Genomic DNA, 26,423 nt, shown 5'->3' with positions numbered 1-26,423 from the left:
AGTTTTTCCCGCGATGACTAACATCATTAACTCGTCAACCACAAAGCCCTCACTAAGATTATACACCTAGTGAGGGCTTATGTTCGTTTTCATTATTCTGTGGGTGAGGGCGAAGCCATCATGGATGTCTTTCCCAGCCTCCTAATTCTTCCGTATGGTATCTTCCTGATAAGCCGCACGAGCTCCGCCGATTAGTTTTGGTCGGCTGGCAAGGGCGGTAACATGAGCCTGTCCAATTTCACGCAGGCTAGGTCTAATCGGAACTTGGACGTGCTTGATGTGCATACCAATAGCTGTGTCGCCAATGTCTACACCGGCCTGAGCAGTGATAAACTCGACTTCCACCGGGTCCTTCATATACTTGAAGGCCGCCAACTGTCCAGAACCACCTGCATGAAGGGTGGGCAAGACATTGACTATTTCCAAATCCTTCTGGATTGCCAATTCACGCTCCACCACCAAGGCACGATTGAGATGTTCACAGCCTTGGACAGCTAGATAGATACCTTTTGGCTCCAGGATTTCCAAGATGGTTTCAACAACCACCTCACCAACTTCCAGACTGGAATTTTTTCCAATATGCCCACCGATGACCTCACTAGAAGACAAACCTAGAACAAATATCTGCCCCTTTTGAAGATTGCTGAGTTCTAGGACCTCTTCGATAACTTGCTGGGTTTGAACTTTGATTTTATCGAGTGACATAGTTAATAGCACCGCTTTTCTCAACTAATTTAGCCACTGCAAACCCTAAACCCATCCCGACAAAGTTTTGCATGCTATTGCCAAAAACACTTTCAATGGCTTTGAGGTCGTTAAAATAAATCCGAGATGCCAGGTAGTAACCCCCAACCATAGAGAGCGTCGCCAAGACTAAACCGAGAATCCGTTTCTTGCCTGTCCAACCCGCAAAATAACCCTGAGCCCCGTGGAAGACCAAGCTAAAGAAGGCCCACTGGGGATAGCCCAGCAAGAAATCTATCAAGAGCCCTGCCAAACCACCGACAATAGCTCCTTCTTTCTTGCCCAAGTAAAAGGCTGTAAAGTAAACTCCCACATCCAAAAGTGTGACAAAGCCGGATAGGGTCGGCATATGAACATGGGCCAAGACCAGGGTCAAGGCTGTTAAGATAGCTAATAATACTAATTCTTGTGTTTTTTTATTTCTCATATTGAATTACCCCATATTGATCTGATTTTGAAATAGCTGTATGGACAAAGTGCTTGGACAGTCTGACTGCCTCTAAAGGATCTTGACCCAGCAAGAGCTGACTGGCAATGCTGGACGCAAAGGTACAGCCTGCCCCTACATTGTTTTCTGACAGCAGAGGGGACTGGAGCACCACCACTTCCTGACCGTCGTAGAAAACATCGACCGCCTCTGAGCCACCCAAGCGGTTGCCTCCCTTGATGACCACCGCCTTGGCTCCCAAGTCATAAAGCGCCACCGCCGCCTGCTTCATCTCCTCCACCGTTTTGATGTCTTTTTGGAGCAATAGCTGAGCTTCTGCCAGGTTTGGTGTGATAATGCTGACATAGGGAAGGAATTTCAAAAGTTCATCTCGCAACTGGCTGACCTCGGTATCATGCGTTTCCTTGCAGACCAAGACCGGATCCAAAACCACAGGAATATCCTGGTGAGCCTTGATAAACTCCAAGGCCTGCTCTGCTATGTCCACCGTGGGAAGCAAGCCGATCTTAATCGCAGAAAAGGGGACATCCTTCAAACTAGCCAGCTGCTGGGCAAATACCGCCGCATCCGTCGGAATGACCTCGAAACCTTTTTCCGTCATAGCTGTCAAGCAGGTCACCGCCACAAAGCCATGCAGGCCATGAACCGTATAGGTCGTCAGATCCGCATGGAGGCCGCCACCGCTAAAAATATCGTTGCCCGAAAGCGCCAAAATATACTTAGTCTTCATAGATAATCTCCTTTAGATAGAGGCCATTTCCTGCCGCAGTCGGACCCGCCAAACCACGATCCTTTTCTGCCAAAATCCGTTTAATCTGCCCAACAGGCATGCGACCATTGCCAATTTTCAGTAAGGTCCCAACCATATTCCGCACCTGCTTATACAAAAAACCGTTGCCTGAAAAGGTAAAAATCAAAAACTGCCGCCGCTGGTCGTATTCCATGTTTGCCGCTGTGATGGTCCGTACCTTGTCCTCAACCGAGGTCCCTGAAGCCGTAAAGCCTGTAAAATCATGGGTCCCCACCAAGTCCTGAATAGCTTCTTCTATCAAGCTCAAGTCCAAATCATAGGGATAAAAGGTCGCATAGTGGCGCATCATGGGATTCTTAGGTCGCCCAATATCCACCAGAAACTCGTAGGTCTTGCTGTGCTTGGCGTAGCGACAATGAAAATCATCCGCCACCTGCTCCACACTGACTACATCAATATCCTCAGGTGTTTGAGTATCAAGGGCAAAGCGGAGCTTCTCAGCATCTCGACTGCCAGCCAAGTCAAAGTGTATCACCTGACCGTAGGCGTGGACCCCCGCATCTGTCCGACCTGCTCCATGAACGATTACTGGCTGGCCACTGTTCAATCTTACTAACGTTTTTTCGATTTCTTCCTGAACGGTACGGGCATGGGGCTGGCGCTGAAAACCAGAAAAATCATGGCCGTCGTAGGAAATAATTGCCTTATATCGTGTCATGTTCTGATTGTAGCACAAGCAAACTTAGAAAAACAAGCCTATAAAACAACAACTGTCCTAGCACAGACGTTCAACCTCCTATTAGATTGACAGAGCTAAGAAAATACACTATAATGAAAACAGGAATTGAAATTTAGAATTGTTATTATTACATCGTAGAAAGGAGGGAAGCATGACCCACCATCATAGTAGTGACCATCAAGCGGATTTCGACCACGTCATCCAACACCTTAAGGAAAAAGGAGTTCGTATCACTTCGACTCGTAAGGCTGTTGTAGCCTACATCATCGAAAGCGATGACCACCCAAGTGCTGAAATGATTTACCAAGATCTTCTACCAGACTACCCAGGAATGAGCCTAGCCACTGTTTACAACAACCTGAAACTTCTGTTGGAAGAAGGATTTGTAACAGAAATCAAACGAACCAATGATAATACGACCTATTATGACTTTATGGGTCATGATCACCTCAATATTATTTGTGAAGTGTGCGGAAAAATTACAGACTTTATGGATATCGAACTACCTAGTCTGAAAAAAGAAGCCCAAGACCAGACAGGTTATAAGGTCACAAAAGAGGTCCTAGCTATCTATGGTATCTGTCCTGATTGCCAATCTAATAAGTCATAAAATAGCAGAGCGAAATATTTCGCTCTTTTTTCTTTCCTTGGAATTGTCTGAAAAATCTTATTTAGAATTATTGTAATTAAGCTTGACATTTTATTTGTAATTGTTATAATTAAGTCATAGAAAGATATTTCGAGGAATTTTTTATGACACTAACACAACAATTTAAACAGAATAGTCACATTATCACAACTGCTGTCTGCCTAGTATTTATCCTGGTAGGGATAATCCTGCTACAGACCGAGCAAGGATGGGCACCCATCCTCTTCATTTCAGCCTTTGTCATCGGAGGCTACCAGTCAGCCAAGGAAGGACTGACAGAATTGTTGGTTGACAAACACCTGTCTGTTGACCTGCTCATGATTTTGGCGGCTATCGGATCTGGCCTCATCGGCTACTGGATGGAAGGAGCCCTGCTCATCTTCATCTTCTCCCTGTCTTCTACTCTGGAAGAATTAGCCATGGAAAAAAGCAAGAATGCTATCGCAGCCCTCATGAACATGACGCCTCCAACGGCTCGTAAAATCGAGGAAAACGGGGATATCACTGTTTTGGACACAGCAGCTATTCACATTGGCGACCTCTTACAAGTCCGCAAGGGTGACACTGTGCCACTGGATGCCACCCTCATCAGTCCGCAGTCCATCTTTGACGAATCCATGATTACAGGTGAGCCACTTCCTGCGGAAAAAGGAGCTGGTGCGGCTGTTATCGGCGGCACTATCAACCAGGGACCAACTGTGACCGTACAGGTTACGGCTGAGAAAGGAGATGCCCTCTTCGATAAAATCGTCCAGATGGTCGAAAATGCCCAAGAATCCAAATCAAAAACAGCGACTTTCATTGAAAATATGGAAGATACCTATGTCAAGGTTGTCTTGGTGGTGGTACCGCTCTTTATCCTCTTTGCTCATTTTGCTCTGGGCTGGAACTGGTTGACTGCCTTCTATCGTGGTATGATTCTCTTGACCATCGCTTCTCCATGTGCACTGGTAGCTTCTTCTTCACCGGCGACACTTTCTGCCATCAGCCGTGCGGCACGCAAGGGCATGATTATCAAGGGAGGTGACATTGCGGACAAGATTGCCAATCTAGAGGCCATCGTCTTCGACAAGACAGGCACATTGACCATTGGGAAACCTGAGGTTGTCGGTGCGACCTATCTTGGCGATGAAAAGCTGATCAAGGAAGTCGTTCAGGCAGTTGAAAAACAATCGAGTCACCCAATCGCTCAAGCTCTCATGACCTATACGGCTAACAGCTCTGCTATTGCCCTCCAAAGCCTAGAAGACGTGACCGGTAAAGGATTGGTGGCGGTCTATGAGGGCGACAACTGGAAAATCGGTAAGGCGGGTTTTGTGGTAGATAGTTTGGTAAGTCCGCTGTCTGCTGACTTGCTGACGCAAATCGATGAGGCGGAGAGCACTGGGAAAACCCTGGTTTATGTCAGCCAAAATGATGTGCTAGTGGCGATCTTCATGGTGGAAGACAGTTTGAAGCCTGAGAGCAAGCAGCTGATTGCCCAGTTGAAAGAGATGGGGGTGACACCAATTCTCTTGACGGGCGACCAAGAAAAGACGGCTCGTTATGTGGCGAGTCAGGTCGGTATTGACCGTGTGATTGCCAACTGTCTGCCGACGGATAAGGCTGCTGTTATCCAAGAACTGCAAACCGAGTTTGCATCAGTCGGTATGGTAGGGGACGGTATCAACGATGCTCCTGCCCTTGCCCAAGCCAATGTCAGCTATGCTATGGGAAGCGGAACGGACATCGCTATGGAGTCAGCTGACATCGTACTCATGGAAGATCTGACGAGAATTCCTTACTCCATTCGTCTCTCTAAGAAAATGCGGAGCATCATCAAGCAAAATATCGTCTTTGCCCTGTCTGTCATTTCCCTTCTTATCATCTCTAACCTCTTCCAGTCTATCAACCTCCCACTCGGTGTGGTGGGCCACGAAGGATCAACGATTTTGGTGATTTTGAACGGACTGAGACTCTTGTATTTCAAATAGCAGAAAACCGTCGGGCAACTGGCGGTTTCAAATTGAAGACAAACATTGTAAATCATGTTTATTCTTTCTATTTTATGGAGAAAGATAAATATGGCCATAACTTAAGTCACACCATACTGGAGCAACTTTAGCCAAACAAGCAGGTATGAGCTTAGAAGCTATTTCAGAGGCTCTAACCCACAGTGACACCTTGACAACTCAGATTTATGTCAACACCTCAAATGTTGTTCCAATGGCAGTTGGAGAAATTACCTACCGAAATCTGAAAAAATAATTGTGTGAATTTGGTGTGAAAAGTGGTGTGAATTTTGCTAAAAAAACACCCCATGGTGTGAACCATGAAGTGTTGTAAATGCTGTAATGTAGCTGGTTCTTAACGTTTTGAGAATTTCTCTATTGAAAATTATGAACCCTCAACCCTTACAAATCCCTTTATATCAACATTTTCAAAAATGAAACTTCCATAAAAATGGACTAAAATCCATAAATTTGGATAAAATTGACACCAATTAACACCACAAAATAGACTAGTCATCAGTAGGTCAAACTAATTTGACCTACTTTATCTTATAGATGGATAATTTATTAATCAAATTCAAAATGATAGATCAAGTATTTTATAAATTTATCGGTATAAGAAGACAAAAAAACTAATCAATACGAGTTATTCTTCAAGAAAAAATCTTTTCAAAATTATTTCTCTTTTAGGAAGTTCGACTTGTTTCTGATTATCTCCATATAAAGTATTATATAACTCGATACAAGCTGTATATATGGACTTAATTTCTATAGCCTCAAAATAATAGTATAGAATACCAATGTCTAATCTTTCTGTTGAAAAGACCATCTCTTTATCTAAGTGAGCCAAGAGTTTGTCGCGAAGCAATTTGATTTCATCAATATTTTTTTGTTCTTTATCAATACCCTCTTGAATGGTATTCAAAATTGATAAAAGAGATCTATCTTTGGTACTATGTCTCAACTTAGATAGAATCTTAAAAATACCATTTTTTTCTCTGATATCAAAAATTTTAGTTATACCGAAGACAACTCTATAAAATAATGATTCATATGTTACATTTCGTACTATATCATATCTAATAGATGATTGTACTACTCCATCATGCCACTCATCGTTTACAATTTTTACTATTTCAAGTGCAGCAATTATTGATCTAAGTTCAAGGATCATAGTATGAAAATGAATCATTATTTTAGAGTCATCATCTGGTAATTCATCAGCGAAATTCTTTCCTACAAAATCTTTTAAATCACAATCATTCATAAGCTAACACCTATTTAATAAATCTTCTTACTTTTACTCAAATTGATAATTCATTCTGCTTCAAAAATATTTTCGAGATTACAAGCATATGTAATGTCCTCTCTCACTAAGTATATCATACCCCATAGGAATACATCTACTACGATTTTTGTATCGCTTTATCATCTTGTAATTAATTCATTGATAAAGATTTCTCAAAATATAGCTGAACCCCTTCAACACTTAATTTAATTTTTCATAATATTAAATTAAGCAATAAACCCCACTAACTTATATTCAGCCAGTGGAGTTTTTGAGTGATTTCCGTAGAATATTTAAATTACTTAACTATGGTATTTACTCAATAATAATATCAAAATATTTTGTATCAACCTCTTTTGGAGCGACGTAACTAATATTTCGTTTGGCATTGAATATGTCAGATTCTTCCAATGAAGTAGAGAGTCCGCTCCATGGTTCTAATGCGATAAAGGGACTCTGATTTGTAGTTGACCAAATCACTAAATATGGAAAATCATCAAATGCAATCGAAAGTTTCTTCTGATGATTTTTGGATTTCAAAGTTACCTTTCGTGATGCTAATTGATCCAATGTTATGGCATCATGCTCAAACAGTTTATAGGACAAGTCCAAGGTCTTTTGATTTTCCAAGAATGGCCGGCGGTCTCGCAGATCAAGTAAGCCAGTTTCTGGAAAACTTCTAGGTACTGTACAAGATTCTACTTTTTCAAATTCTAAATAATAGTCTTCATAACTCTCACCATCCAACAAGGGACAATTAAAACCTGGGTGACCTCCAATAAAGTAAGGTAGCTTTCTATGTTCCTCAAGGTTTTTCACCCGATATTCAGTTCGAATTGTATTGCCAAGTAGTGAGTAGTTAATGGAAAGTTCAAATTCAAAAGGGTAATTTTTCACGGTTTCTTCGTTTGATGAAATAGAAAATTCCAAAGAGTTCTCTGTACTATTTACATTTTTGAACATCATTTTTCTCACAAGTCCATGCCTTGGAATTGTGCCTGTAAATGTCGGTCTTTCTGCAGGTTCATAGATAGCCCAATCATTTCGTAAACTTCCACAAATCGGAAATAGAACTGGTGCTTGACCGCTCCAATAGGTCGGATCTCCTTGCCAAAGATACTCGATACCCTCCTTGTCTTTAATGGAAATAATTTGCCCACCTAATTCAGAAAATTGTGCTGTTAAGTTCTCATTTTTTAATTCGAACATAAAAACTACCTCCCTTATATGAAAACAAGGATGCTAACTTGAGCTAGGCATCCTTGTATTAGTTTTATTCAATAACCTGTGTTTCTGCTACTTTCTTATACCAATAAGCACTTTTCTTTGGATAGCGTTCTTGGGTCTCAAAGTCAACATAGAACAATCCATATCGTTTCTCGTATCCATTTGACCAAGAAAATACATCCATCAAGGACCAGATGAAATAACCTTTAACATTGGCACCATCTGAGATTGCATCTGAAATCACCTCTAAATGCTTTTTCACGTAGTCGATTCGACCATCATCATAGACTGTACCATCTACAAACTCATCTTTATAGCCTAGGCCGTTTTCAGTGATGTAGATTTTCTTATAGTTTGGATAGTCATTTTTCACACGCATGATTTGATCATAAAGACCTTGTGGGTAGATAATCCAATCCCAATCCGTTTTCGGAATATCGACTGGAGATTCTCTACGACCAACTCCCTTGATTTGATACTTAGAACTTCCCTTTTCACCTTTACCATTATGGATAATTTCCGTTTCTCCATCATGAGCTCTCATCCAATCACTCATATAGTAATTGATGCCCAAGAAGTCGTTCAAATCTTTTGCGGCATCTAAGGCAGCGAAGTCTTCATCACGAAGGTCTAATTCCCCACCATTCACTTTCAGAATATGTCGTACACCTTCAAGCGTTTTTTCAGAATAGTAACCCAAGTATGTAGCATCGAGGATAAATTTATTATGAATAATATCTTCTAGTTCCGCTGCACGAACATCGTCAGGGTTGGTTGGATCATAAGGATATTTCGTTGGTAATGCGTGTACAACACCAATTTCTCCACTATAACCAGCATCCTTGTAGAGCTTAACCGCCTTGGCATGTGAAACCATCATATTATGGTGAGATTGGAATACCTTAGCTAAGTCATACTGAATCCCTGGTGGGAACTTACCTACAAGATACTGTCCGTCACCAATTGGACCGATTTCATTAAAGGTTGTCCAGTAATTAACTTCAGGGAATTCTTTGAAGCAAAACGCTGCGTAATTGACGAAGTGTTCAATGTTATCACGATTTAGAAAGTCACCATTAGAATGCAATGTTTCAGGCGTGTCAAAATGATGAAGCGTTACAAATGGTTCTACGTGACGTTTATGGCATTCCGCAAATAATTTATGGTAAAACTCTACTCCCTTAGGATTCACTTCTCCAAAGCCTGTTGGGAAGATACGAGACCACGCAATTGAAATCCGAATGCCGTTTACCCCAAATTGTTCACTTAGTTCTAAATCAACTGGATAACGATTATAAAAATCAGAAGCTGGTTCCGCAGTGTACCAGTAATTATCTTCTAGATACTTGTCCCACGCAACACGACCTTTTCCATCCGTCTGTGTAGCACCCTCTGCTTGATATGCAGCAGTTGCTCCACCAAATATAAAATCTTTCGGTAATGTTTTAACCATATGCCTACCTTCTTCTATCAAAAATAAATAAAGGGGTAGGAGTTGGAGATGATAACTCCCTCCCCTTTTGATTCAGAATCTGTATTCACAAGTGAAGTGCTTGTATATAAGAGATAGTTTTTCGCTAATCAAGGCAGTTTTTTGAGGGAATACTGACTGTATTTTGAAAAAAACTAACGATGAGTAGCTGAAAAACTAGCCTTAGATGGAAGTGCTGAACTGCGAATACAGGTTCTAAAACTGTTGTTTGACAAAGTCAAGAGCACCTTGACCATCACGTGTGAGTTTAATGTATTGAGCCCCTTCAGTTTTGGCAAGTTTAATACCCAATGCATCGGTTTCTTGTTTAATGTCATCGTAGTTTGATGCTACTTGAGGTGCAAGGATGACTAATTGATACTCTGGCAAAATCTCACGGTGCGCCCCATAGCTTCCTGCTGTAGCTGTAACTGGAACACCATATTCTTTTGCAGCTTTAGTTAGAGCATTGGCAAGCAATCCGCTTGTACCACCCCCTGCACAAAGTACCAGAACGTTGGTTTGTTCAGAAATTTCGGTATCGACCGCAGCCTTTTCAAGAATAGCATCCGCTTTGGCGGTATTAAAGTTAGCCGCCACTTTCTCTTTCAAGCTATTTTCAACTTTCCCTGATTGTTCTTCAGCAAGAATTTGCTCATCGTAAACTTTCAAGAATGGATAATAGATAAGTACATCGACAACTACCAATAAGATAGCTAGTGCAAAGGCAAGTGGAGCAAAGTTTGTTCCCATTACAATCCCCAATGGTCCTGGAGTTGTCCATGGCAAGTTAACGCTGAAACTGTTCATTTTAAGCGTATCAACAAAGAATTTGAAAATCCATACGTTAGCAATTGGAGCTAAGATGAATGGAACAAAGAATACTGGGTTGAGTACAAGTGGTGCACCGAACAAGATCGGTTCGTTTACACCAAAGAAAGTTGGAACAACTGAAGCACGTCCAATTGCTTTATTTCGTTTAGACTTAGTCAACCACATAAACATGAATGGCACAACCAAGGTAGCACCTGTACCACCCATTGTCACGATAAACATTTGAGTACCTGAAGTCAGGATTTTGTCCGCATGTTGACCCGCCTGTAGAAGCTGGAAGTTGGTTTCAATATTGGCATAAGTAATGGCTGCAATTGCTGGTTCCACAATAGATGGACCATGAATCCCTACAAACCAGAACAAAGCATAGGCACCAAAGATAATGGTAATACCAACATAACCATCTGCGGCTGTAAATAGAGGCTCAAATAATTTCAGAATCGCCTCAGCAACGTTTGTTCCAAGGAATTGACGTGTCAGAAGATCAATTCCATACAAGACAAAGATAGACAATGCATATGGAATCACATCTTTAAATGCCTGGGATACGTTCGGTGGAACCTCGTCTGGCATACGAATGGTGACATTGTTTTTCACACAGACCTTATAGATATTAACCGTAATGAAGGCTGCTAGAAAGGCTGTCAAAAGTCCCTTTGTTCCCATGTAACCATTGGCAAATCCACCTTCAATACCATCAGAAGCCAGTAATAAGAAACCTGAAATTGAGGCAATCATGGTTGAAATGAAGTTAATCTGATTGGTTTTTGGCAATTGACGGTTAAACGCATCTGTCAAAGATTTTGCGGTCGTTCCTGCAACTAAGACAGCTACAATACCCATTGTATAACCGTAAGGTTTCATGATAGCCGCAACTGCTTCATCAGACCAAGTAAAACCAAAGATATTAGGAACAAAAGCCACCAATAGGAAGATACTTGAGAACAAGATAACCGGCATGGCAGCGATAAAACCATCACGGATAGCCCTTAAATAAGGGTTTCTCGAAATCTTTTCAAAGAAAGGCTTCCCTTTCTCAATGAATTCAATCAATTTATTCATTATTTATCACCTCGTTTGTACAGTTCAATCATATGACTCATCATATCTTTCAATAATAATGTCGTCATGAGATGGTCTTGACCATGCATGAGCGTCACACTAAAGGCTAAATCCTCACCAGCCGCTTCTTTCTGCAACAAACTTGTCTGAGCATGGTGGGCTTCAACAATACAAGCATTGGCCGCTTCAACTAGTTCTTCTGCTTTTGCGTAATCGCCTTTTTGAGCAGCAGCCAGTGCCTCCATCAAACGAGAACGAGCATCACCAGCGAATGCAACAATCTCAAAACCTAATAACGTAATTTCTTCTCTGTTCATAATATGAACCTCCTTTTAAAATTGAATTGATTTACAATAGCCGTTGAATATGTAATACAATATAGAACCTTTCACTATCATTTACCGGCTCATCAACCAATGATGTAATCATCTCAAAAATCTGACTTCCAACCTGATGGGCTCTTGGATTCTGGAGCTTGATGTACTGTTCCAGACTAGCAATCGATTCATTTGACTGATGGGATCTATCTAAGTAATTCAGAAAATAGGACAAATGAATCATAAAGCGATCATAAAAATTACTATTTTCTTTTGAGCGTTTAATCCCATTCTCTATCAAAATTTGTTCAACCTCAGCAATAATTTTCTTACTGATGTCATGTTCTTCACTAGTGGGATGAATTGTTTCACCTTTTGCATTGATTAAGTGAAGTGCAATTCTACCAATCTCATCATTTGGAAAATCTTTTAGCAACTTTTCACGAAACATAGCTAAGGCTTCACGCGCCATTTTATATTCCAATGGATATTCGGCTGAAATATTGGGTAGCTTACTTTCTTGATAACTATTCTTTAAAACCGCCTGATATGCACAATAGATATGATCTGTCAGTGTCACATATAGATATTCTTGTACAGGGTAATGATAAGTTTCTACCAGATGATTAATAACCGTGTAGGTTGCCGAAATAAAATCTAAGGGAATATCTTTTAATAAGGTTAGAAAATTTTCTTTGGCTTCATCATTTTTTAGCGAAAAGATATTTTCTATCTTGTCCTTAACAATTAAATCCCCTTTCTTCTTTTGAAAGGTTATACCTAATCCCATCACGACTGCCTGTTCCCCATGTTCATTTTTCACCAGGGCAGCGTTATTATTTAGTGACTGTATAATCCTAAACATATATCCCTCCTATATTTTTAAGCAAAAAAAGACTACAAACAAACCGAGAATATCCTACTCTCAAATCCATTTGTAGTCTTGCCTAATCGAATTAGTTACAATCCACTCTATTCTTGCTGATGAGATTATTATAGCATATTCTCAGAAAATGTAAACCCTTTCTTTTAAGAAAATGGTTATTTTTTCAATTATTTTTCTAGCCAAGAAGTTGCTGTTTGAGACAAGACTGCATCAAGTCCCTCGATATTTTCACGACCAACAGTACGTAACCATTCTCGCGCAGCTTCTTCACCCTGTTCAATATAGACTGGCACAACACCCGCCCACGTCGCACGACCGCAGAGAACACCGTTAAATTTTGCACCTGCTTCATGTGCAAACACTAGTGTATCTTGGAAAAGCTTAGCAGAAACACCTGCACTTAGATAGATGTATGGCAAATGAGTTGATGCTTCTTGTTGACGGAAATATTCAGCTGCTTCTTCTTTTGTATAGACGACTTCCCCTGTTCCAAAGCCTTCTACAAAATTCATGTTCACAGGTACTTCTACCTTGAGAACATCCACTCCAAATCGTTCATCCGAAAAGACTTTCATAGCCTCATTTACTTTTCGAGGTTTGACTTTTGCAAATTCCACACTGGCATTGTCTTCAATCGTTTCATCATAGCTCAAAATTTCCAAGAAGAATGGTAAACCTTCTGCCTGACATTCTGAACCCAAGCGTTCAATATAGGCATGTTTTTGAAGATTGACGTATGGATCACCATCAACGTCATAGTAGAGTAGAAACTTAATGGCATCTGCCCCTTCTTCTTTTAGTCGTTTTACAGACCACTCTACTAGGCAATCTGGTAAGCGACTAGTTGAGCTGGTATCATAGCCAGTTTTTTCATAAGCCAAAAGCAAACCGCACTGTTCGTCACGGGCGCGTGATGCTGGCAAACCAAATTCAGGATCTAACAGAATTGAGGAAGAAAACTGTGTTAATTCCTCTGAAACTAGTTTCTTTAGTTCTTCCATCTGCTCCACAGTAGGTTCTTCTGCCTGATGTTTTGCCATCATTTTTTTCAGGGCTCCACGTTGGTCAAAAGCTAAAGCTGAAATAATACCTGCTTTATTGCTTACTTTTTCCATGTATTTTCTTTTATCTGCTGTTACTACCATATTATACCTCTTCGACTTCGATTTGAGAATACAACGATTCTGCATTTTCTAAATTGACGTAACCCGTCTGTTCTTCCTGGGCATTTAACATGCCTAAAACATTAGCATTTTTTAATAATTCTGCATCAGGTAAAGCATGTACCAAACCTGCTGCAATACCTGCAACAGTTGAATCTCCTGACCCTACTGGATTGACGACTTTGATTTTTGGAATTCTGACACGATAGAACTTGTCATTGTGCTTGGCAAAAGCCCCCTGTGCCCCTAATGAGACGACTATCCAATCAATTCCTTGGAAAAGTTGACCAGACAAAACTGATTTCAACTCTTGAATATCATCAGTAACTTCTTTACCAATCAGTTGTGATAACTCTTCTGTATTCGGCTTAATAACTGTCGGCTTCTGCTGGCTCTCTAAAACGTTTTTCAGCGCCTCACCAGAACAATCCAGAACAACAGCCACACCGCGTTTTTTACAAAGTTCAATTATTTTAACATAGTAGCTACTAGCAAGTCCCTTAGGCAAACTTCCTGAAATGACAACTACATCTACATTGTTCAGGATAATTTCTAGATGTTCGATAAAATTCAAGGCTTCATGTTCTTGAATAGTTGGCCCTTGTTCTAAAATCTCCGTCTGTTTGCCATCATGAAGGACTGCAATACAATTACGTGTTTCATTCCCGATTTCTACAAATGAGCTTTTAATATCCTTTCGAGTGAGTTGTTTCTTTACATAACTTCCAATCTCACCACCAATGAAACCAGTAGCCACAACATCTTCACCGATTTGTTTCAAAACCCGTGTCACATTGAGTCCCTTACCACCAGCTGTTTTTTGAACTTTTTCTACTCGATTGACCGTATCCAAATGAAAGGCATCCAATTGATAGGAAATATCAACCGACGGATTTAAAGTGATCGTCAAAATCATGTGAGCCTCCTAGTCGTGGTATTCTCCACGATCCCACTTTTCAAGAAATTCCGTAAAGAACTCTGGATTAGCCTGCTCTTGATTGAGCGTTTCAACTGCAGCTATCTTTTCGATTAAACGTTTGTTTTCTTCAGTTGGTTTGTATTCTGCTTTAATGAAGGCTTCAATGATGTCACACATGAGCAACTCACCCGTAATTTTCCCTCCAAAACCAATGACGTTGGCATTTAACTCTTCCTTAGCGTACAGTGCGGAGGTCATATCACGAACCAAGGCTGACCGAACACCAGGAACCTTGTTTACAGCATTGTTGATTCCAACACCTGTTCCGCAGATACAAATTCCCAAATCTGCTTGTCCGCTTGCAACAGCTTCACCAACTTTTTTACCAAAGATCGGGTAATGAGTACGAACATTGTCATAAGTCCCAAAGTCCAATACTTCATATCCTTGATTTTTCAAATAATCTACCACTGCGATTTTTTCATAGGTTACAATGTGGTCACAACCGATTGCAATTTTCATCTCTTATTCTCCTTTATTTACAACAATTAGCACATTTTATTTAGCATATCAACACGAATTTGGTGACGGCCGCCATCATACTCACCTTCAACAAATCCTTTAACGATATTTTTAGCAATTCCTTCTCCTACAATCTCACTACCGATTGTAATAATACGCGAATTGTTGTGTCCTCTTGTCATATAGGCAGAACGTTCATCTGAAACTTCTGCAGCAATCATGCCTTTGACTTTAGTTGCGGTCATAAATGGACCAACACCATAAGCATCAATCACAATACCAAGATTTCCTTCCTCTTGATTGACTGCTGCAACTACTGCTAAAGTTGTGTCAACAAAATCACTTCCATCACTGACATCTTTAAAGTCATATGATTTTTCTAGCAAATAATCTTTAATAACGTCTTTTAGTTTTGAGCCCGCTGGATCAGCACCGATAATGATTGTCATAACCTATCTCCTAACAAAAATAGAAAGTTGTAGCCATATTTGGCAGAAAATCTTTGTTTTGCAAAACTTAGAAAAAGCGTTTTCGCTTTTTATGTTTAAATTATACAACCAAATAAACACAAAGTCAACATATTTTGTTTTATTTTTGTTTATTTTTTTCGTATACAAACAAAAAACCAACATTTTGCTGTTGGTTTTGATAACTTTATGATTTTGTAGTGATAATTTCGATGTACTTACTTAATAATTGGTAATTTTCATCCTTTGCATTCATATCTGTCACTAGAGCAGTTACATCATTCAAATCACAAAAAGAAGTAAAATCATCTTTTCCAATTTTTGAGGCATCCAGCAGTAGATATTTTTCTAAAGAATGCTTAATGGCAATATTTTGCGTATAGGCTTCAGCTAGGGTAGAGGTCATGACATCAGTTCCCTTAAGTCCGTTACCTGAAAAGAAAATCTTGCTGAATCGCATTTTTTCTAAACTTGTATTGGTAATTTCTCCTACAAAGGATTCTGTCACTTGGCGATATTCTCCCCCCAGAAGAAAGACTTGAAACTCCTCAGTCTTCTTTTGAGATAGGATGGTAAAAACAGGCATACAGTTTGTGATGACTGTTAGGCGAGGATTTTTAATGGCCTCAGCCAGAAAGGCCACTGTTGTTCCTGGACCTAAAAATACCGTGTCTCCATCTTCTATCAGTTGTGCAGCCCTTTCCGCTATCTCTTGCTTGGCTTCCTTATTCTGAATGTGTTTCTCAGAATGGGAATATTCCCGATATTGAAAAGCCTTATTACTTCTAGCACCGCCGTGAATTTTTGTTAAGACACCTTGCTCTTCCAATTCAATAAAATCACGTCGAACAGTCATATCAGTAACATTTAGCAATTCAACAATCTCAGAAATTCGAACTGTGCCTTTTTTGTTTACCAATCGTGTAATTTCTTCGAGTCGTTCTCGTTTATTCATGTTTAATCCTTTGTTGTTTTGTTACATTATATCAAAAATAAACAAGAATATGTTGGAATTTTGAACATTTGTTTTAAATGATCATTACAACTTTATTATGCGAGCAATCTTCGCGAGCAGGTTTTGCGCGGTTCGCAAAACATCAGTTCGTTAGAACCGACTGCAAGGAAAAAAGAAAGCATGGGTGCTTTCTTTTTGGGCTGCAAGCCTACGTGTTTAGCGATGAGTAACGATAGTTTACTCACGCTAAACACGTATCTCATCAAAAATGAGATTATCTCAATAATAGCATCAGTAGAATAAATAAAAATTGGCAGAAAATATCGAAATCTCCTGCCTTTTACCTATACCACAGACTTAGTTGGCATCTCGCTCGACAGAAAAGCTTGTAAAATTGTGACAAAGGCTCTGGGACACAATAGACCAGAGGAATTTCCTCGTTCCTACGCTTATATTTTATTGAAACGTTAGGTAACATTGAACAATTTTCAAAAATCTAGCCTCAATTCATTACACATGTGGCATAATACTTGTATCTAGAAAATGAAAGGAATTCTATATGTTACCTCAAAATAATTCTCCTCTTCTGTTAAATAGACAACAAGCAGCGGAACTACTTGGAATAGATCCTAAATCATTTGATAAGTACATCAGAAGTCACCCAGACTTTCAATGCTTTATGGTAGGAAAACAAGAGCGCTATTTGAAGTCAAAACTGGTTAAATTTATTGAAAGCCACTGCGATTGACGGATAATGATTGATAAAATTAGATTTTTCATATATCCTATATGTGACTAGTCTATTTTATCAATCATTTTTTATAGAAAGGCTGATAAAATGGCAACAATAACAAAACGTGGTAACTCTTACCGTGCAACTGTATCACTTTATAAGAAAGGAGAATATAAACGAGAAACCAAAACCTTTAGCAACAGAAAAGATGCTGAGCTTTGGACACTAGAAATGGAACTTGAAAAAGGTCGTGGCAAAAACATTGCCGAACGCTCCACCCTATTTCCTGATTTTTATAGAAATTGGGTCCATACGGTCAAGAAAAATGACGTTCGCGAAGCCACCTTTATTAACTATAAACGAACTCTCGTAATAGTTGATGACCTTTTTGGTGGTATTCAACTTAAACACCTTGACGATCTCGTCATGCAAAAGAAAATCGACCAATATGCTGAAACCCACTCTAAAAAAACAGTAAAAGAACTTGTTCTTAAAATCCGTGGTTCATTGAAATATGCGTATGCTCGTGGTTTGATTAGTAATGACTTTGGTCATCTTTTGAAAGCAAAAGGACAAGAACAACCTAAACGAAATATACCACTATCTATCACAGAATTTAAAAAACTCAGACAATACTGCCTAAGTCATACTGAGGATGAATTTAATGTTCTTGTTGCTCTCGCCCTTGAGACAGGAGCAAGGCGTGGAGAACTTTTAGGAATTAAAAAAGAAGATATTTTTGAATATGGTATCAAAATTCTTCGATCAATTAGTCCAACTAATGACGATACCCAGCTTAAAACCAAACATTCTAAGCGTGATATTTCCATCAACGAAGATGTTTATCAAGCTGTGACAAAACTTGCACAAACAAAAGAAGGCTATATCTTTGATTGGAATGGATTCAAGCAAGCTAGTCAACTTCAAAAGCTGTTAAAACAGCTGGGATTAACAAAAACGACATTTCATGGACTTCGTGACACGCATGCCTCATTTCTCTTTTCAAAAGATATTAGCCTAGACTATATTTCTCGTCGTCTAGGTCATAACTCTATCTTAACAACACAACAGTATTATCTAGAATTGATGCCAGAAAAAAAGCACCAGCAAGATGCCGATGCTTTAAGTCTCTTAAACGACTTATCATTATAATTAACACCAACTGGCACCAAAAAAGTGCCATAATCGTTGGTATAATAAGGTTTTGATTAACGTTTTGAGAACTGGCTAGCTTTACGTGCTTTCTTAAGACCTGGTTTTAAAAACTTTTGTTTGAATAAATTTCAAAAGCTTTTAATATCAACGTTTTCACGGGTTTTCAAAACTTAAAATTTCATCCAATTTCAACTAATTTCATCAAAATAAGGTAAATTTTCGAGCAAAATAAGCAAAATCGGACCAGAAAATACCAAAGTTTACCTTATTCTTGATTCTAGAAAATGCACCACCCCAAAGTATTCATTTTTAATTTTCACACACTCTATGTATAATATAGTTACAAAATTGGGAGGCGTAGCTAATGAATGTTCCACTGAGTATCAGTACTACAAAAGTTTGCAAAGAGGAACCGAATATAGAAACCAGCATTCTCAAAGCTGGGCCAACTTTTGACTTTGACAAAGAATTAGAAAATGCTAGGAATCAATACGATGAATTATTGAAAGAATTAGCGGATAAGTGAAAAAAAGTGGTTATCGACCTGATTGTTGATAACCGCTTTTTCTGTATTCTACTGTATTCTACTGTATTCTACTGTATTCTACTGTATTCTACTGTATTCTACTGTATTCTTATTACTAATAGTACCCTGACTGCAATCACTTATCAACCAAAAGATAATATTGATTGCGGTCATTCTTACTTGAACCAAACCAAGTAATGATTTCTAGGTCACGAAGATTATGAAGTAATTTAACAACAAATGATCGACTCCTACCTGTAAGCTCAATGGCTTTTGCCGTTGTCATTCTCTCGCCTGAATTATACATATAGTGGACAATCAGTTGCTCATCCGCATTAAGGTCGCCAAAATCAGTAAACTGTTTCTCTAAACTGTCTCTGGTTCGTAGGTGTCGGCTGACAATATTATTTTCAAGCGTCAGAACAACCTTGTTTCCAGGTTCTGAGTATTTTGGTTCATGGAGAAAGGCTGATTCCATTTCCGAGTAGATACGTTTAACACCTTTATTCATCTCACGAACCCTTACGTGATGATAGCAAAATAAAATGGCTCCCGAAATGAATTCAGAAGCCACTAGGTGTAGTCTCTAGCAATCTACACCGCTATCGATGTTACTATTTTACCATTTGAAAATTTTTTCGTCAACTATTTATCCTTACTTCTTTAAATGTAATCATCGATTTTTTTCAGTTTATTAAAAGCATCCGTCCCAAGAATTCTATTAAATTCACTAGTTGGAATTACATTCTTCAAATCGATGATAATTCGTTTAAATTCTCTTGTTAATCTTTTTAGTTCCGTCTTTGAATAACCAAAAGCTTTTAGATACATGATGATAAGAGATAAATAATCGACTATAGATTTAAATGATATATTGGTAATACCAAATTTAATCCTCAAATCATTTAATAAAGTATTATTTATCCTGCGATTCTTAAAGCGAGTATCAAAAATAATATGATTATGTGCAATACCATTTCTTAATTCATTCAAAATAAAGATATGATTCGTTAAATGATCTGCATTCGTATCCATATGGTCATATATTCCAAGATTAGTGAGCACTTCTTTTCGATCCTCTTTATGCATTTGTTTTACAAAATCGCCCAGCTTACCAAGTGAAACAATCTCAAACATTACCCATAGCGGTATAGGTTCCCCTGAATTAATTTTATGTGTTACCATTTTATTCTTACCATAATTCATATGGACGCTACTGTGAATATTTTTTTGAAGGTTTAACCGATTATTCAACATCATCGTTTTATCTGAACCACTAAAACGATGGTAGTCTGTTAACTTTTCGCTGTAGATACTTTCAAATGTTGGATTTGACTCACTGACCAACTCATCTAAAATATAATTTTTAATGGAGGTTTCAATAGATACTAAGGGTGAAAATAATAAATCTTTGAGAGCAGTATCAAAGTTATAAACAGCAATAATTTCATCAAAATGGCTAAAGGAGAATAAATTCCTTCTTTCTTGATAAAAACGATAGCCCTTATATCCATGATAATAGCCCATTCGCAACAACATTTTCTTATGATTAGAACCACCTATATCTATTCCATGCATCGTTCTAATATGCTTCATCAATGCATTGGTTGATTTTCCTTTTTCCACGGTTCCTCCTGTATTTCTAATTTTTAATAATTAATACCGCTCCTGAGTATCTCAAAATATTAAACAAAGAGAGTCCTCATCAGCATTTCATCGTCCCAGTCAGAAATATTTATTTTGACATTTTTATCTTTACACATCGCTTTTAACAGGCGTAGAAATTTTTTATTATCTGCACCAGTCAGTATTTCATCATAACAAGATAGAACGTCTTTGTTATCAGAAAAGATAATTGGAATTTTTCCTAAAGCTTTATTTATTTCGGAATAATCCCCATTATACCCCTGATTTAGCGTATGGCGTAAACTAAATAATTCAATCACAAAATTGCGCTTTGTTATCTTCACTAACATTTTTCGTTGATAATATTCTGCTACAAGCGTTCCAACAATACCCGATGTAATAAACGCTGTTAAGATTTCCATTCTTACCCCATCTCCTTCACTTTACTTTCAATAAATTCAAGCTCATCATCCGAAAGCCCATATTTTCGATAGAGTTGTGCGTCTATCTCGGCGACTGATTGTGACCAATCAATGTCCGAGTTAGACGCATTCTTTTTTCTAGTCCATCCTTCTAACATTAGCTTTCAGTTCAACAATAATACTTTCTGGTACATTAAAGTAAACATATAGCTGTCTTTCAATCTCTTCAACAGATTTCGACCAGTCAATGATAGAATAGTCATTAAAATCAAACCACGGAACATTGCTCCAAACTTCTTTAGTAGCATTATCCTGAGTAATTTTTAAAGTTCCTAACATTGCACGCGCAATATCTGTTTTAATATACTTCAAACAATTCTCAGCTTCCCTCTCGGTATCAAAAGCACCAAAAGAAATAAAGGTTTGTGTGTGACCCACGAGTGGGGTACCCACGAGTGGGGTACCCACGAGTGGGGTCGATAGAACTTCGCCTATCGCCCCACTTCCGTTTGACTTCGGAAGTAAAACTTTGTATTTATTCAAATTATCATGTTCTTGAACATAAGTCTTCTTTATCCACTTATAGACACGTTCATTATTTTGTCTACCATAAATACGAATACACTCTGTATTTTTTGGACTATCCGTAAAAATTTCAGGCAATTTATCAAAAATATTTGAACCAATCGATTTTTCTTCACTTTGTTTAATACGCCCTTTTAATTCTGGGTTTTCCTCATAAACTAATTTAGTCAATTTATAACTACTACGTCCGTAGAGATATTCATTAAATGACCTCTTAATTTTATGACGGATTAAATGAAACAAGTCATTTAACCATTCTATTGGCGTAAAGGTTTCAATCGCTCCAAAATTTTCCTTAGTATCTCGGTAAGTTACAGCTACGCCACCCTTGATGTCTGTATTTGGAAAGACTTCATCTGACTTTTGAGAGAAATAAATCACTTTTAGATGCTCATCAGCCAGCATTTTTTGATTCCATGCTTTCGGAGTTTGACCGGCATTAAAGAGAAAACGAGCGGGTGTGATTAAAACCGCCTTATCCGCAACTTCATAAGCCAAATCCATAAACTTATGATAGATTGGCTCATCACGAGCAACATCTCCGATCCCTTCATTTTGATACGGAGGATTTCCTATCACTACATCAAATTTCACCTTGTTAAATGCCTCCTCGACTAGTTTTTTACCTTGCTCACTATCTGTTTTTAGGGTATCTGTCAGACTTTCTATGTAAGTCACATTGGTTTTGTACTTCCTATAACCTGTCAGTGTACGTTCGGTAATGGTTTTTGCCATTGGTGTTTTGGCAATAGCATAGATATTATTCGCTAAAATCTCCTGATAAACTTGGTCAGCTTCAAAACGGTTATCATCATTTTCTGCCACTCGTTGATAATACAGACTAATGGCACTATGAAGGGGATAGAGACCTGTCTTCGAGTTGATATCTAAAATTTTAGTTTCTCTCTGATAAATAGATGAGGTAATCTCATTGTCTACCCAGTGAAGATTTGACCTCGCACCATCTGTCGCCGACTCAAAGTTATCATCATAGAAGTTCAATCCGCCTACTGACTTAGATACTTGTAGATTGACCACGCGCCAAGGTGTCAGTACAGTTTCCTTGTCAGGATTTTTAAAGGTCCCAAACAGCTCTGCAATCTGCTCCGCCCGCTCGATGAAGTCCAGATCATCAAATGATTTCGCACGCTGACGGATGATACGACCAGCCTCGATAAAGACCTCAGCATCATAATACTTGGTAATCTCACTAAACATTCCCTTGGTGAAACCTTTTGGCATGAACTCTTTCCACGATTCATCATCCACCTGCTTGATAAAGTCCTGAATGGTGATGTCTTTTGATAAATCGACTGCCATGCCGTAAATCATCATCGGAATACGGATAGAAACCCCGCGTAAAATAGAAATCATATTTTTCCGCTGTTTCTTCGCTTCTTTTTGTTTTTCGATAACCTCTAGATCTTCTGCTGTTCGTTTAGCTTTTGGTTTCTTTTTAGCTTTTTCAGCTTGCTCATGCTCTTCAGTTGTCAATCCATTTTCATTGATTACAACTTTCTTAGGCGTTTTTTGACTCTGTGTCTTACCAACGATAGCATTGAGTTTGGTAAACATGCTTGCATCATCAGCAGTTAAAGTTAAAAGATTGTCATTATATAGACTGTCGTCTTCAAAACCTGACCGCACTGCCTTTTCAGCATAAACTTTCTTGAGCTGTGTCAACATTCTATCCACATCGTAGGTCTTCATTCCATTGTCTGAAGTCCCTAAGATTGGCATAAAGTTTAGAAGACGAGCCATGGCTTGTTTTTGAGCCTGCGTATTCTTTTTCCCTACACCTGAGTTAATCTGGGCACTCTCCGCCATGACAGTCAAGGCTCTGTCAGGGGCAAAATCAAAAACATAACAATTCGTCTTCATTCCCAATTTCTCATGAGAAAAAGGCGTCTGGGCACGAAAGGCAGCTTGTAGGTAGTTCATGGCACTATTGGTATTTGACAAAAACAAGACTGCTGTCCACTCTGGGATATTAACACCTGTAGTTAGTTTACGAACCGTCAGGGTAATGGTTTTTGTCTGCGAAGGGTCTTTACCAATAGCAGAACGAACTTTCTCTATGTCCGCATCGTTAGCAATTCCATCATCGCTACTTGCTCCTCGAACAACATTAACAATTTTATATTCTTTCCCGAAAATAGGGTGTTCTTTAAGCAAGTCCTCAAAAGCATTAGCTTCTTTAACACCTGGCATAAGCCAAAGCGTGTGACGCAACTCTTCACGATAAGACTTCGTTGAAAAAGGGTAGTTCGTACGACTATCTGGATGTGTGATATTATCTAAGAATTGGCGAACCTCTTGCTTATAAACAAGTTGACCATCCTCAGCCACACGGAAAAATTCCCTAAAGTTGAACGATTTACTCTCATCAGAAAAACGTTCCTTATGCTTCATTTCAAAAGTGTACATCGATACTTTGGGCAAAGTTTCATAAGGATTTGGCTCACTTGGACGTTCTAATTCCCACTTCTTCTTAGCCTGTTGTTCCATGACATAGTCCCAAGTATAGACTTGCTCCTCGTCAAATTGATCCAAAAGATTGAAAGGTGTCCCAGATAGTTCAAGTATCTTTGTATGCTCTTTGACCAATTCTTTCATAACGGTGTCACTGAGCTCGGTTTGCGTTCCCTCGTGTGCCTCATCAATGATAATCAAATCCCAATCCACATCTACAAAATCTTTCAGATTTGCTTGTCCACCATTGTACCGAAGCAATTGGATTGAAGCAAAATACACAAAAGGTTTTTCTCCTCGCTTCAGGTTTTCAAGCGTTTCTCCTTGATTGACTGAGCCATAATCATACCCATCGGCGCTCATCTTCATTTTCTTGAAATCATCAAACCAAGAATGCGCCACAACAGGGCGATGAGTCATGATGAGAACTTTTTGAAAAGCCTCATTCTTGACTAATTGCAAGGACGTCAGAGTTTTGCCAAAACGCATTTTAGCATTCCAGAGCATTCGGTCTTTTTTCTTAAAGACTTTTTGCGTCTGCTCGACCGCTGCCTCTTGTTCTGGACGAAGGGTGATAACTGGTTCTTCAATAAATGATTCTTTGGCAGTAATATTTAGATAATTTCTACCTTCTTTAACAGCTTTAATAGCAGCCTTAGCTGTCTCTAAATCCGTCTTGAACCACTCTGTTCCTTCCAGTTGTTCAGCCTGTTTAATCCCTGAACGCTTCAAGACATTATGCACATCATAATCATGGAACCAGGACTTGGTCGCCTTTTTGTAAGCAAGCTCTACCCAACCAAGCGTATAAGGCAGACCAGATGTTTTCATGTATTGATTAATACGTTTTGGGGCAACAGTACGTAAAAAGTCACTATTTGGAGACCAATCTGTCTCAATATCATCCGAAGAAACGCTACCCTCACCAATTTTTTGAGTCCCTTCAAAGGCATTAAATAGTCCACTTTCATTGTTAACTGTTTGAATATAGATAAACTTCCGCTCAGCCGTAGTGTACATTTCTTGTGCTCTCGGTTCTAAAAACTGACCAATTGCACTGGCTTTAATATCCGGTTCAATATAGGTCAGCATGACCCAAGCTAGTATGTCAAAGACTTGTTTTAGTGATTTTAAGGCATTTTCTTTTGTCGCATCTTCTGGATTAAGGACATGGGCAGAATTATTCCCCTTTCCCTTGATATCATAAAAGTGATCGACGATTGTTTTATTGGGAATAAAGTCTCTTATCTCTCTTAGTACGTCATTAAAGGTGGCGCGCTCACTAATATCTAAATATTCTCTATCGGCAACCAACCTCGCTGTATTCTCAGCAACTTTTCTTACCTTAGTTAGCGTGCCTTCATAATCCCCATGTGTATAATTTTCTTCAGCCATATTTATGGTTCTAAAAAGCTCAGCTGTATCTATATCAATTGCCAAAAATTCAAAATTTGAAATCATAGCCTAATCTCCTAGTAAATACACTTTTTGAATGGTTATCTCTTTTATCACATCTGCTTTTTCAACAGATTCATTCTCAATAACAAATTCATCATCTATATCAAAAAAACTCAGTTGTCCTTCTACGACTGTCCGATCGTCTTCTACTTCCTTACCCAAAAGTTCTGAAAGTGCAAAAGGGATTTTTCTTACCAAACTTGGATGCCCTTTGACCAGTTGCCACTCATTGAACCTAATAGGCTCCCCTGTGACTGGATGCTGCTGAGTCAAGGTATTTCCTCTCACAATATTTTTATGAATAAGATAGTGTGCTGATTGATAGATATCATTTTTGCTATTTAGTCTAGTTCCAAAAGCTTGCTCGTACCAATCTAAATAACAAAGAAACATCCGTGAACGTGCCACTTCCAAATTATCTTCTAAAAACTCTATGCCATATATGGACGAGAGAGCAATCAAAGACTTTGTTTTCCAATTTCGTTTGTCATACTGTCTGACCACAGCCTCTAGCTTTCTCTCTAAAATAGCTTGCAAAAAATTTCCATCGCCTGCAGATGGCTCTAAAAAGGTCTTATATACACTTTCACAAGCTTCTTTCACTCCAGGAGTATCCAGCATTTTCTGAACCATCCAAGCAGGTGTAAAGACTTCTCCATGTTTTTGAACACGTTGTTTTGATTTAATTAAGCTCTCTTCCAAAACCTACTCCTTGAAAACGTTTATATCTCCACCTATTATACCATTTTCTATGCCTAACTTTAACTATTTCTGAGAGTGTTTGAAGTTACCTGAAATAATGTAACTTAGCTCTCAAAAAGTCAAAGCATGAACAGAACTTAAATTTCATTTACAATACATGGTGTCTGATACTGACAGATAATCAGAATACAAGAAAACCGCAGATAATTTACTGCGGTTCTGTTTACATATTTTGTATTTACTAAACTTCTTTTTGACATTCACCCAAAGTCTCACAATCCTTCATAAATCTAAATACAATCTGATCTAGT

General features: G+C 38.8%; 24 protein-coding genes and 2 pseudogenes. 6 read left to right on the top strand and 20 right to left on the bottom strand.

The annotated features are described in order from the left end of the window. Positions 1 to 141 precede the first annotated feature (141 nt). From PW252_RS01655 to truA, 4 genes are read right to left on the bottom strand one after another with little or no spacing between them, the layout of a single operon-like run. On the bottom strand, positions 142 to 705 hold the full coding sequence (locus tag PW252_RS01655) for a TIGR01440 family protein (RefSeq protein ID WP_248050242.1): 564 nt from the start codon (positions 703 to 705) through the stop codon (positions 142 to 144). Continuing rightward, positions 692 to 1,171, bottom strand: a complete 480-nt coding sequence (locus PW252_RS01650; RefSeq protein WP_248033773.1) for an ECF transporter S component — start codon at positions 1,169 to 1,171, stop codon at positions 692 to 694. Before PW252_RS01650 ends, PW252_RS01655 begins: the two co-directional genes overlap by 14 nt. After that, positions 1,161 to 1,922: a bifunctional hydroxymethylpyrimidine kinase/phosphomethylpyrimidine kinase gene (locus PW252_RS01645; protein ID WP_248050241.1), complete on the bottom strand. Its 762-nt coding sequence runs from the start codon at positions 1,920 to 1,922 to the stop codon at positions 1,161 to 1,163. Before PW252_RS01645 ends, PW252_RS01650 begins: the two co-directional genes overlap by 11 nt. After that, positions 1,912 to 2,661, bottom strand: coding sequence for a tRNA pseudouridine(38-40) synthase TruA (gene truA, locus PW252_RS01640; protein WP_248050240.1), 750 nt, complete (start codon positions 2,659 to 2,661; stop codon positions 1,912 to 1,914). The genes PW252_RS01645 and truA overlap by 11 nt, the downstream gene beginning before the upstream one ends. A 172-nt stretch (positions 2,662 to 2,833) precedes the next feature. On the opposite strand from truA, the gene PW252_RS01635 reads away from it, so the two are divergent. The 3 genes and pseudogenes from PW252_RS01635 to PW252_RS01625 all read left to right on the top strand — a co-directional run. Beyond that, entirely contained in the window at positions 2,834 to 3,292 is a 459-nt protein-coding gene (locus PW252_RS01635) for a Fur family transcriptional regulator (RefSeq protein ID WP_105117353.1), read from the top strand. Between the two features lie 143 nt (positions 3,293 to 3,435). Further along, a complete protein-coding gene (locus PW252_RS01630; RefSeq protein WP_248050239.1) occupies positions 3,436 to 5,304 on the top strand; it encodes a heavy metal translocating P-type ATPase in 1,869 nt (622 codons plus the stop codon). A 103-nt stretch (positions 5,305 to 5,407) separates the two neighbouring features. Continuing rightward, positions 5,408 to 5,578: pseudogene (locus tag PW252_RS01625) on the top strand (site-specific integrase); the annotation flags it as partial. A gap of 390 nt (positions 5,579 to 5,968) precedes the next feature. Here the strand turns inward: PW252_RS01625 and PW252_RS01620 are convergent. The 11 genes from PW252_RS01620 to PW252_RS01570 all read right to left on the bottom strand — a co-directional run bounded on the left by PW252_RS01620 (position 5,969) and on the right by PW252_RS01570 (position 16,433). Then, complete coding sequence (locus PW252_RS01620) at positions 5,969 to 6,589, bottom strand: AbiU2 domain-containing protein (protein WP_248050237.1); 621 nt, start codon at positions 6,587 to 6,589, stop codon at positions 5,969 to 5,971. A gap of 336 nt (positions 6,590 to 6,925) precedes the next feature. Beyond that, positions 6,926 to 7,819 carry an aldose 1-epimerase family protein gene (locus PW252_RS01615; RefSeq protein ID WP_248050236.1) on the bottom strand — a complete coding sequence of 298 codons (894 nt, stop codon included), beginning with the start codon at positions 7,817 to 7,819 and terminating at the stop codon, positions 6,926 to 6,928. Positions 7,820 to 7,883: 64 nt separating this feature from the next. Next, positions 7,884 to 9,290 carry a 6-phospho-beta-galactosidase gene (gene lacG, locus PW252_RS01610; protein WP_029173086.1) on the bottom strand — a complete coding sequence of 469 codons (1,407 nt, stop codon included), beginning with the start codon at positions 9,288 to 9,290 and terminating at the stop codon, positions 7,884 to 7,886. A 234-nt stretch (positions 9,291 to 9,524) separates the two neighbouring features. Further along, positions 9,525 to 11,204, bottom strand: coding sequence for a lactose-specific PTS transporter subunit EIIC (locus PW252_RS01605; protein ID WP_248050234.1), 1,680 nt, complete (start codon positions 11,202 to 11,204; stop codon positions 9,525 to 9,527). Next, a complete protein-coding gene (locus PW252_RS01600; protein WP_003048451.1) occupies positions 11,204 to 11,521 on the bottom strand; it encodes a PTS lactose/cellobiose transporter subunit IIA in 318 nt (105 codons plus the stop codon). The genes PW252_RS01605 and PW252_RS01600 overlap by 1 nt, the downstream gene beginning before the upstream one ends. 31 nt (positions 11,522 to 11,552) lie before the next feature. Further along, the gene (locus tag PW252_RS01595) at positions 11,553 to 12,386 is read right to left on the bottom strand and encodes a PRD domain-containing protein (protein WP_248050233.1); all 834 of its coding nucleotides are present in this window, start codon (positions 12,384 to 12,386) and stop codon (positions 11,553 to 11,555) included. Between the two features lie 188 nt (positions 12,387 to 12,574). Further along, positions 12,575 to 13,552 (bottom strand): tagatose-bisphosphate aldolase, encoded by a 978-nt coding sequence (gene lacD / locus PW252_RS01590; RefSeq protein WP_248050232.1) that lies wholly within the window; start codon positions 13,550 to 13,552, stop codon positions 12,575 to 12,577. Position 13,553: 1 nt separating this feature from the next. Then, the gene (locus PW252_RS01585) at positions 13,554 to 14,486 is read right to left on the bottom strand and encodes a tagatose-6-phosphate kinase (RefSeq protein ID WP_248050231.1); all 933 of its coding nucleotides are present in this window, start codon (positions 14,484 to 14,486) and stop codon (positions 13,554 to 13,556) included. A gap of 9 nt (positions 14,487 to 14,495) precedes the next feature. Further along, positions 14,496 to 15,011: a galactose-6-phosphate isomerase subunit LacB gene (gene lacB / locus PW252_RS01580; RefSeq protein ID WP_018031055.1), complete on the bottom strand. Its 516-nt coding sequence runs from the start codon at positions 15,009 to 15,011 to the stop codon at positions 14,496 to 14,498. 26 nt (positions 15,012 to 15,037) lie between these two features. Beyond that, entirely contained in the window at positions 15,038 to 15,460 is a 423-nt protein-coding gene (gene lacA / locus PW252_RS01575) for a galactose-6-phosphate isomerase subunit LacA (protein WP_018031056.1), read from the bottom strand. 205 nt (positions 15,461 to 15,665) lie between these two features. Further along, positions 15,666 to 16,433: a DeoR/GlpR family DNA-binding transcription regulator gene (locus PW252_RS01570; protein WP_099806802.1), complete on the bottom strand. Its 768-nt coding sequence runs from the start codon at positions 16,431 to 16,433 to the stop codon at positions 15,666 to 15,668. Between the two features lie 559 nt (positions 16,434 to 16,992). On the opposite strand from PW252_RS01570, the gene PW252_RS01565 reads away from it, so the two are divergent. The 3 genes from PW252_RS01565 (at position 16,993) to PW252_RS01555 (ending at position 18,847) form a co-directional block, all read left to right on the top strand. Continuing rightward, positions 16,993 to 17,181 (top strand): helix-turn-helix domain-containing protein, encoded by a 189-nt coding sequence (locus PW252_RS01565; RefSeq protein WP_002935229.1) that lies wholly within the window; start codon positions 16,993 to 16,995, stop codon positions 17,179 to 17,181. Between the two features lie 90 nt (positions 17,182 to 17,271). Next, complete coding sequence (locus PW252_RS01560; protein ID WP_248050230.1) at positions 17,272 to 18,318, top strand: tyrosine-type recombinase/integrase; 1,047 nt, start codon at positions 17,272 to 17,274, stop codon at positions 18,316 to 18,318. Between the two features lie 367 nt (positions 18,319 to 18,685). Further along, positions 18,686 to 18,847 carry a hypothetical protein gene (locus PW252_RS01555; protein WP_248050229.1) on the top strand — a complete coding sequence of 54 codons (162 nt, stop codon included), beginning with the start codon at positions 18,686 to 18,688 and terminating at the stop codon, positions 18,845 to 18,847. Positions 18,848 to 18,983: 136 nt separating this feature from the next. Here PW252_RS01555 and PW252_RS01550 read toward each other — a convergent pair. From PW252_RS01550 to PW252_RS01530, 5 genes and pseudogenes are all read right to left on the bottom strand, one after another. Continuing rightward, positions 18,984 to 19,367: pseudogene (locus PW252_RS01550) on the bottom strand (ATP-binding protein); the annotation flags it as partial. A gap of 143 nt (positions 19,368 to 19,510) precedes the next feature. Next, positions 19,511 to 20,473, bottom strand: a complete 963-nt coding sequence (locus tag PW252_RS01545) for an Abi family protein (RefSeq protein ID WP_105117335.1) — start codon at positions 20,471 to 20,473, stop codon at positions 19,511 to 19,513. A 59-nt stretch (positions 20,474 to 20,532) separates the two neighbouring features. Continuing rightward, the gene (locus tag PW252_RS01540) at positions 20,533 to 20,895 is read right to left on the bottom strand and encodes a hypothetical protein (RefSeq protein WP_105117334.1); all 363 of its coding nucleotides are present in this window, start codon (positions 20,893 to 20,895) and stop codon (positions 20,533 to 20,535) included. 138 nt (positions 20,896 to 21,033) lie between these two features. Beyond that, positions 21,034 to 25,413: an Eco57I restriction-modification methylase domain-containing protein gene (locus PW252_RS01535; RefSeq protein WP_248050228.1), complete on the bottom strand. Its 4,380-nt coding sequence runs from the start codon at positions 25,411 to 25,413 to the stop codon at positions 21,034 to 21,036. A gap of 3 nt (positions 25,414 to 25,416) precedes the next feature. Then, positions 25,417 to 26,112, bottom strand: a complete 696-nt coding sequence (locus PW252_RS01530; protein ID WP_105100887.1) for a DNA methyltransferase family protein — start codon at positions 26,110 to 26,112, stop codon at positions 25,417 to 25,419. Between the last annotated feature and the right edge of the window lie 311 nt (positions 26,113 to 26,423).

The organism is Streptococcus sp. 29887 (assembly GCF_032595075.1).
In the GTDB taxonomy this organism is placed as follows: Bacteria; Bacillota; Bacilli; order Lactobacillales; family Streptococcaceae; genus Streptococcus; species Streptococcus iners.
Note: the sequence above shows the minus strand (reverse complement) of the source record. Positions and strands in the feature narration are given on the sequence as shown.